7 protein-coding genes are annotated in these 6,809 nt (G+C 68.7%); 4 read left to right on the top strand and 3 right to left on the bottom strand.

Translation table 11 applies throughout. The features are described 5' to 3' along the window. The coding region (locus AB0J91_RS29280) for a family 2B encapsulin nanocompartment shell protein (protein ID WP_363875218.1) at positions 1 to 1,339 on the bottom strand (1,339 nt) is incomplete at its 3' end. A 581-nt stretch (positions 1,340 to 1,920) separates the two neighbouring features. Here AB0J91_RS29280 and AB0J91_RS29275 point away from each other — a divergent pair. The 4 genes from AB0J91_RS29275 (at position 1,921) to AB0J91_RS29260 (ending at position 4,872) form a co-directional block, all read left to right on the top strand. After that, a complete protein-coding gene (locus tag AB0J91_RS29275) occupies positions 1,921 to 2,199 on the top strand; it encodes a helix-turn-helix transcriptional regulator (protein ID WP_363875215.1) in 279 nt (92 codons plus the stop codon). Continuing rightward, complete coding sequence (locus AB0J91_RS29270; protein ID WP_363875213.1) at positions 2,196 to 2,963, top strand: hypothetical protein; 768 nt, start codon at positions 2,196 to 2,198, stop codon at positions 2,961 to 2,963. The genes AB0J91_RS29275 and AB0J91_RS29270 overlap by 4 nt, the downstream gene beginning before the upstream one ends. Continuing rightward, positions 2,933 to 4,129, top strand: a complete 1,197-nt coding sequence (locus AB0J91_RS29265) for a hypothetical protein (protein WP_363875210.1) — start codon at positions 2,933 to 2,935, stop codon at positions 4,127 to 4,129. Before AB0J91_RS29270 ends, AB0J91_RS29265 begins: the two co-directional genes overlap by 31 nt. Before the next feature lie 65 nt (positions 4,130 to 4,194). Further along, positions 4,195 to 4,872 carry a DUF998 domain-containing protein gene (locus tag AB0J91_RS29260; RefSeq protein ID WP_363875207.1) on the top strand — a complete coding sequence of 226 codons (678 nt, stop codon included), beginning with the start codon at positions 4,195 to 4,197 and terminating at the stop codon, positions 4,870 to 4,872. 41 nt (positions 4,873 to 4,913) lie between these two features. Here AB0J91_RS29260 and AB0J91_RS29255 read toward each other — a convergent pair whose 3' ends face one another. Beyond that, on the bottom strand, positions 4,914 to 5,381 hold the full coding sequence (locus AB0J91_RS29255; protein WP_363875221.1) for a PPOX class F420-dependent oxidoreductase: 468 nt from the start codon (positions 5,379 to 5,381) through the stop codon (positions 4,914 to 4,916). A gap of 98 nt (positions 5,382 to 5,479) precedes the next feature. Continuing rightward, positions 5,480 to 6,688, bottom strand: a complete 1,209-nt coding sequence (locus tag AB0J91_RS29250) for an acetyl-CoA C-acetyltransferase (protein ID WP_363875204.1) — start codon at positions 6,686 to 6,688, stop codon at positions 5,480 to 5,482. Positions 6,689 to 6,809 lie beyond the last annotated feature (121 nt).

Genomic DNA, 6,809 nt, shown 5'->3' with positions numbered 1-6,809 from the left:
AGTAGGCGCTGACCAGGTAGGAGATGACCGCCTGCTCGTTGACCCCCATGAACCGCACCGACAACCCGGGTCGGTACTCGTCGGGAAGGCCGGTCTGGTGCAGACCGACCACGCCCTGGTTCTGCTCGCCGAGCCGCATCAGCAGGACCGAGCTCGTGCGCTTGTCGCTGACGTGCAACTTGTCGCACGGCAGGATCGGCACGCCTCGCCAGGCGGGGACCTGGTGCCCGCCGAGGTCGATGCTCTGCGGGTACAGGCCGCGCTTGCTGCACTCCCGGCCGAACGCGGCGATCGTGCGCGGATGTGCCAGGAAGCAGCCCGGTTCCTTCCACACCAGCGTCAGCAGCTCGTCCAGGTCGTCGGGAGTCGGAGGTCCGGTCCGGGTGGGGATGCGCTGCCGCAGGTCGGCGTTGTGCAGCAGGCCGAAGTCGCGGTTGTTGACCAGCTCCTCCTCCTGGCGCTCGCGCAGCGCCTCGATGGTCAGCCGGAGCTGCTGCTCGGTCTGGTTCATCGGCTGGTTGTAGAGGTCCGCGACGCGGCTGTGCACGCGCAGCACGGTCTGGGCAACGCTGAGCTCGTACTCGCGCGGTGCCAGCTCGTAGTCCACGAACGTGCCGGTCAGCGAAGGTTCGCCGGAGTGACCCGATGCGATGTCGATGTCGGCCTCGCCGTGCGGGTTGTGCGGCCGCCCGGGTCCGGCGAGGGCCTGCCGGACGTGCTCGCGCAGCGATTCCGACGAGCCGTTGAGCTCCTGGAACGTTCGCCGGCCGAGCGAGAGCACGGTGCAGGGCGTCACCGCCTTGTAGCTGGCGTCCCACTCGCTGGAATCGCCCGCCAGCACCTGCGCGCCGAAGTACTGGCCATCGGCGAGCACGTCCAGCACGGTCTGGTCGCCGTACTCGCCGGTGCCGATCTTGTTCACCTTGCCGTGCGCGATGAGCACGACCTCTTCGGCCGGGTCACCGGAGTTGGCGATCACCTCGCCCGGTTCGAACTGGCGCTGCACGAAGCGTTCGGCGAGCGCGCGAAGCGCCGCCTCGTCGTCGAAACCGCGCAACAGCGGCAGTTCCTGGAGTTCCTGGGGGATGACGCGGACATCGGCCCCGGTGTTGCTGAAGGTGATTCGCCCGTCCCCGAGGGTGTAGCTCAGCCTGCGGTTCACCCGGTACACGCCACCCGCGGCCTGCACCCACGGCAGCATGCGCAGCAGCCACCGCGAGGTGATGCCCTGCATCTGCGGGACCGACTTGGTCGTGGTCGCGAGATTCCTGGCTGCGGCTGTACCCAGGCTCAACTGCGGCGCTTCGGTGTCGGCGGGGTTCGGATCGGTCGCAGTCACGACAGAAATACCACCAATCATAGAGCTGACAAATCGTCGGGAGAGTGCTCGAAGGGGTTCGGTCCCGTGCGAAGGTGGACGCGAAAGTTGAATCGGCGAATGTCGTCGAGGAATGAGAAATGGATTGGAAGGAATTGTTCTCCGGGTGATTCGCGACCCCGGCGTCGCTTCCGGATGGAACGCTAGCACCAAGCAACTGGGCCGTACAGTCACCCGAAAGTGCTGAATGGCGCTATACCTGGTGGTCAGCGCGGGGGGTCGCCATGATCACCTGATGTTCCTATTGCGCCACGCAGAGTGGTGGGCAACTCCCGTCCCGCTAGTCGTTTTCGGGGTTCGATCAGCCTGGCGACCCAATGAGCGGGGCGGTCGAACGGAAGGTTTCGAGACCGCATTGCTCCACTCGGGCGACGGATGTGTGAACTCGAATTCCACGAATCGGGTTATCCAATTCACAGCGATCTTGGGCGTATTGTTCGGGATGTGGTTCTGCCGGGTGTTTCCCGGGTTCGGTCGAGATAGGTGACGGACCATCAGAATCGGCGAACCGGTTGACTCTTCTCTCCAGGAGGCGATTTCGCGTGAAGTGGAACCTGCGGTTGGTCGCGGCGCAGCGCGGTATCTGGAAGGCCACCGACCTGCAGCGGAGATTCGCCGAGCACGGCCTGGTGATCTCCGCCGGGAAGATGTCCGGCCTGTGGTCGAAGACTCCAGCCAGCCTGAAGCTGGACGATCTCGACATCATATGCCGCGTGCTGGGCTGCGAGGTGGGTGATCTGCTAGAGCCCGAAGTGCCGGTGGTGCCCGCACAACGGCAACCCGACGTCGTGCGCGAAACGACCGCTGGTGTGGCGGAATGAACCTGATCGTCAGCGGAACCCTCTGGGTGCTCGGCGCATCGCTGGGTGCTGCACTGATCGGCTACCTGGTGCGCAGGATCGGCCAGGACGAGGGACGTCCGAGCAACAACGACGCTGCCGGGCAGGTGTTCACCATCGTCAGCGGCCTGCAGGCCGTGGTCCTGGCATTCGTGCTGGTGACGCTGTTCGACGCGGTCTCCGACGCCAGGGACGGCGCCTACCAGGAGGCCCAAGACCTCGTGGCGGTGTCCTGGGCGGTGGAATCGCTGCCGGCGCCGATCGCGGCCGAGGTGCGCAGCAACAGCGTGGCCTACTTAAACGGCGTGGTCGGCGTCGAATGGCCGCAGATGCAGCGCGGAACTCCGGTCGGTGGACCGGGCTGGGGGCAGTTGGACCAGATCCGATCGGTGGTGGTCAACGCGCCGGCCGACGGGGAGTTCCAGGAAGACCGCAAGTCCGAGGCCCTGGACAAGCTCAACGACGTCTACTCGGAGCGGCACGAACGACTCACCCGGGCGTTCGACCGAGGGGTCGTGGCGGTCGTGTGGTTCGTGCTGATCGTGGGCAGCCTGGTGTGCGTGCTGCTGCCGAACCTCTTCGGCGGCACGAAGTTGTTCCCGCACATCGTTCTGGTGTCCACATTGGCCGGTGCGTTGGCGCTGCTGCTGTTCGCGATCTTCCAGTTGCAGAACCCGTTCAGCGGCGGTTCTCGGATCGAACCGGAGGCGTTTCAGTGGGCGCTCGCACGACTCGGGCGGGGCTAGCCGGCGCCCTCGCGCTGCTGGCGGCGGTGGTCGCCCCGGCCGCCGAGGCGGATCCGGCGTGCGAGGCGCTGCAGGTCCGCACCCGCGGCAGCACGTCGGTGCTGCACCGGGTGGTGTTGCCCGACTTCACCGACACCCGGGTCGGTGTGCTGCCGTACCGGATGAACGCCCTCGGGTATTCGGCCGCGCAGGGCTACGCCTACGGCATCGCCTCGGGCTTCTCCGACGGCGGCCACGTGATCGTGCTGCGGCCGAGCGATCCACCGCTGGACCTCGGACCGGTCATCGCGGGGCGTGCCGACACCGTGCGGAACCCGCTGGGCCACCCGACGGCGGGGGCGATCCGGGGGAACCGCTGGTACGTCCTCGAAGATGACTACCTGCACGTGGTGGACGTCGATCCTGAGAGCCCGACGTTCCGGCACGTGCTGTCCTCGGTCGAACTGGACGAGCGCCACGGTCCGTTCGGGGTCGACGACTTCGACGTCGGTCCCGACGGGTTGCTCTACGGAGTCGCCCAGACCTATTCGGGAATCCCGGCGGTGGTCCGGATCGATCATCGCACCGGCGTGGTCGATCCGGTGGTGTGGCTGCGGAAGTTGTTGCCCGACAGCTACGGGTCCGTCGTGATCGGGAAGGACCGGGCGCTCTACGTCACCGCCAACCACAGCGGCGAAACGTTCCGGATCGGCAGCGGCGGAAGTCTGGAGAAGCTTGGCGAAGTGCCGCACATGTCCAGTTCCGACGCCGCGGGGTGCCTGGAACCACCACCAGCACCACCGCCACCACCAGCACCACCGCCTCCGCCACCATCAACGACGCCACCGACAACAACACCACCACCAACGACCCCGCCGGCGCCTCCGCCGCCGAGCACTCCCGCACCGTCCCCGACGGCGCCCCCGACGACGTCGGCCCCCACGCGGCCCGCTCCGACTGAGACGCCCGCCCCCACGCCCACCCGCGGCCCCGCGCCGCCTGAACCGGTCGAGGAACCGACCGAGCCGTCCGAAGCGTCCGAAACCGCCTCGCCCGCGTCGGCGTCCGAGGACCCGGACGCCGACGAGTCCGGGCACACCACGCAGGAGAAGCGGCGCTGGGCGCTGGCCGCTCTGGTGCTGCTCATCGGCGGGAGCGCGGCCCTGCGCGCGCTGGGACGGAGCTGAGCACGCGGCGACGCTGGTCACGACCGTGGGTTCTGGAGGTGATGTCACCGGCTAGGCTGCCGCGCATGCTGCAGGCTCGGGATGAACGGACGCTGCTCCGCTGCGGTACCGCGGGCGCGGTGCTGTTCGTGGCCGTGTTCCTGGTGCTGGGTTCGGTGCGGTCGGACTACGACCCGCTCCGCCACCCGGTGAGTTCGCTGGCCATCGGTCCTCTCGGCTGGGCGCAGGCGGTGAACTTCTGCATCAGCGGTGTCCTCGTCGCGAGCTTCGCGTTCGGCGCGCGGTCGGTGCTGCTGCGATTAGGCGGCAACTGGTGGATTCCCGGGCTGATCATCGCGATCGGCGTCGGTCTCATCGGTGCCGGTTTCTTCACCACCGACCCGGTCAACGGCTTCCCACCGGGCGAGGTGGGGGAGATCACCGCGACCGGTGTGCTCCACCAGCTCTTCTCGATCGGCGTGTTCCTGGGAGTGCCCGTCGCGAGCTGGTTGCAGGGCCGGCTGTTCAGATCGACCCAGCACCCCTGGTGGGCCGCCTACTGCTTCGCGACAGCGGTGGCCTGCGCGGCCGGATTCGTGCTGGCCGTGCTCGGATTCGCCCGGGTTCCGGACTTCGAGCCCTACGCGGGGCTCTTCCAGCGCATCGCGCTGTGCGTCGGATTCGGGTGGTTGCTGCTGCTCTCGGTGTTCCTGCGCAGCGCTCGCTTCTCCCGGGCCTTCAACGTCCGGGCCCGGACGGACTGACGCCCCGGCCCGTGCGGGACCGGGGCGTCGGTGGAACGGGTTCAGTCCTGGGCGAGCCGAGCGGGGAAACCCCCGGTCGCGATCGGGCCCCAGCTGTCGATGGTGATCCGGATCAGCGACTTGTCCTGGCGGACCATCGCCTCCCTGTACTCGTCCCAGTCCGGGTGCTCACCGGAGATGCACCGGAAGTACTCGACCAGGCCGTCCAGCGCGTCGGGCATGTCCAGCACCTCCGCGGTGCCGTCGACCTGCACCCACGGGCCGTTCCACTCGTCGGAGACCACGCACACCGAGGCCTGCGGGTTGCGGCGCAGGTTCCGCGTCTTGGCCCGCTCCGGGTAGGTCGAGATGACCAGCCGTCCCTCGGTGTCCACACCGCAGGTCAGCGGCGACATCTGCGGCCGTCCGTCGGCTCGGGTGGTGACCAGGACGCCCTTGTGCCGCGGCCGCAGGAACTCCAGCAGCGCTTCGCGGTCGACCTTGTCAGCGGTGGCGATCGCCATGAACAGCTCCTCGAAACAGATCGCTGAGAACGCCGTCCAGCCTAGTCCTCGCCACCGACGACCGCTCGCCCTCCACTGTGGAGCGTCGCCCGCTGAGCCGCGTCCTAGACCCGCTCGAAGACGGCGGCCAGGCCCTGCCCACCTCCGATGCACATGGTTTCGAGCCCGTAGCGGGCCTCGCGGCGCTGCATCTCGCGCGACAGCGTCGCCAGGATCCGGCCACCGGTGGCGCCCACCGGGTGACCCAGGGAGATGCCGGAACCGTTGACGTTGAGCCGCTCGAAGTCGCCCGGCTTGAACTCCCATTCGCGGGTGCAGGCCAGCACCTGCGCCGCGAAGGCTTCGTTGAGCTCGATGAGGTCCACATCGGACAGACCGATCTCGGCGCGCTGCAACGCCTTGGCCGTCGCCGGCACCGGACCGATGCCCATGGTCCTCGGCGGCACGCCGGCCCGCGCCCACGACACCAGCTTCACGAGGGGGCGGAGCCCCAGCTCGGCGGCCTTCTCCGGAGTGGTGACGACGCAGATCGAAGCGGCGTCGTTCTGGCCGCTGGCGTTGCCCGCGGTCACGGTCGCGTCCGGGTCGTTCTTGCCCAGCACCGGCTTGAGGCCTGCGAGCTGCTCCAGCGTGGTGTCCGGCCGGGGGTGCTCGTCGACGTCGACCACGACCTCGCCCTTGCGGGAGCGCACCGGCACCGGCACCAGCTCGTCGTCGAAACGCCCGGCCTTCTGGGCCTCGGCGGCGCGCTGCTGCGAGCGGACAGCCAGCTCGTCCTGCTCCTCCCGCGCGATGCCGTACTCGCGCCGCAGGTTCTCGGCCGTCTCCAGCATCCCGCCCGGAACGGGGTGGTTCTTGCCGCCGGCCGTCGTGCGGCCCCGGGCCAGCGAGTCGTGCAGCTCCAGTCCGCTGCCGCGGATGCCCCACCGGGCCTCGGTGGTGTAGAACGGCGCGCTGCTCATGCTCTCGGCGCCACCGGCCAGCACCACGTCGCTGACCCCGGTCTGCACCTGCATCGCGGCGTCGACCACGGCCTGCAGGCCCGATCCGCAGCGGCGGTCGATCTGGGTTCCGCCGACCTCCACCGGGAGCCCGGCGTCGAGCGCGGCGACCCGGCCGATCGCAGGCGCGTCCGAGGTGGGGTAGCAGTGGCCGAGGATGACCTCGTCGATCTCCTCGCCGGGAAGCCCGGTGCGCTCCAGCAGTCCCTTGATCGCGGTGGCGGCCAGCTCCACCGCCGACACCGTCTTGAAGACTCCGCCGAACCGGCCGATCGGGGTCCGCAGCGGCTCGCAGATCACCGCTTCGCGCATCACTTGCTCCTTCGCGTTGGCACGCCGCCGTTTCGGACGTCGTTCTTTCGTTGGTAGCACAGCATCAGCGGGGATCGTAAGCTGCGACGATTATGTCGCAACGCGTCTCACCGGGGTGTGA

This window comes from Saccharopolyspora sp. NPDC049357 (assembly GCF_040677225.1).
GTDB lineage: Bacteria > Actinomycetota > Actinomycetes > Mycobacteriales > Pseudonocardiaceae > Saccharopolyspora.
Note: the sequence above shows the minus strand (reverse complement) of the source record. Positions and strands in the feature narration are given on the sequence as shown.

Bases quoted from the DNA above. Each gene is read 5' to 3' on its own strand.
- AB0J91_RS29270 (WP_363875213.1), top strand. From the start codon at position 2,196: ATGAACCTGATCGTCAGCGGAACCCTCTGGGTGCTCGGCGCATCGCTG.
- AB0J91_RS29250 (WP_363875204.1), bottom strand. From the start codon at position 6,688: ATGCGCGAAGCGGTGATCTGCGAGCCGCTGCGGACCCCGATCGGCCGG.
- AB0J91_RS29260 (WP_363875207.1), top strand. From the start codon at position 4,195: ATGCTGCAGGCTCGGGATGAACGGACGCTGCTCCGCTGCGGTACCGCG.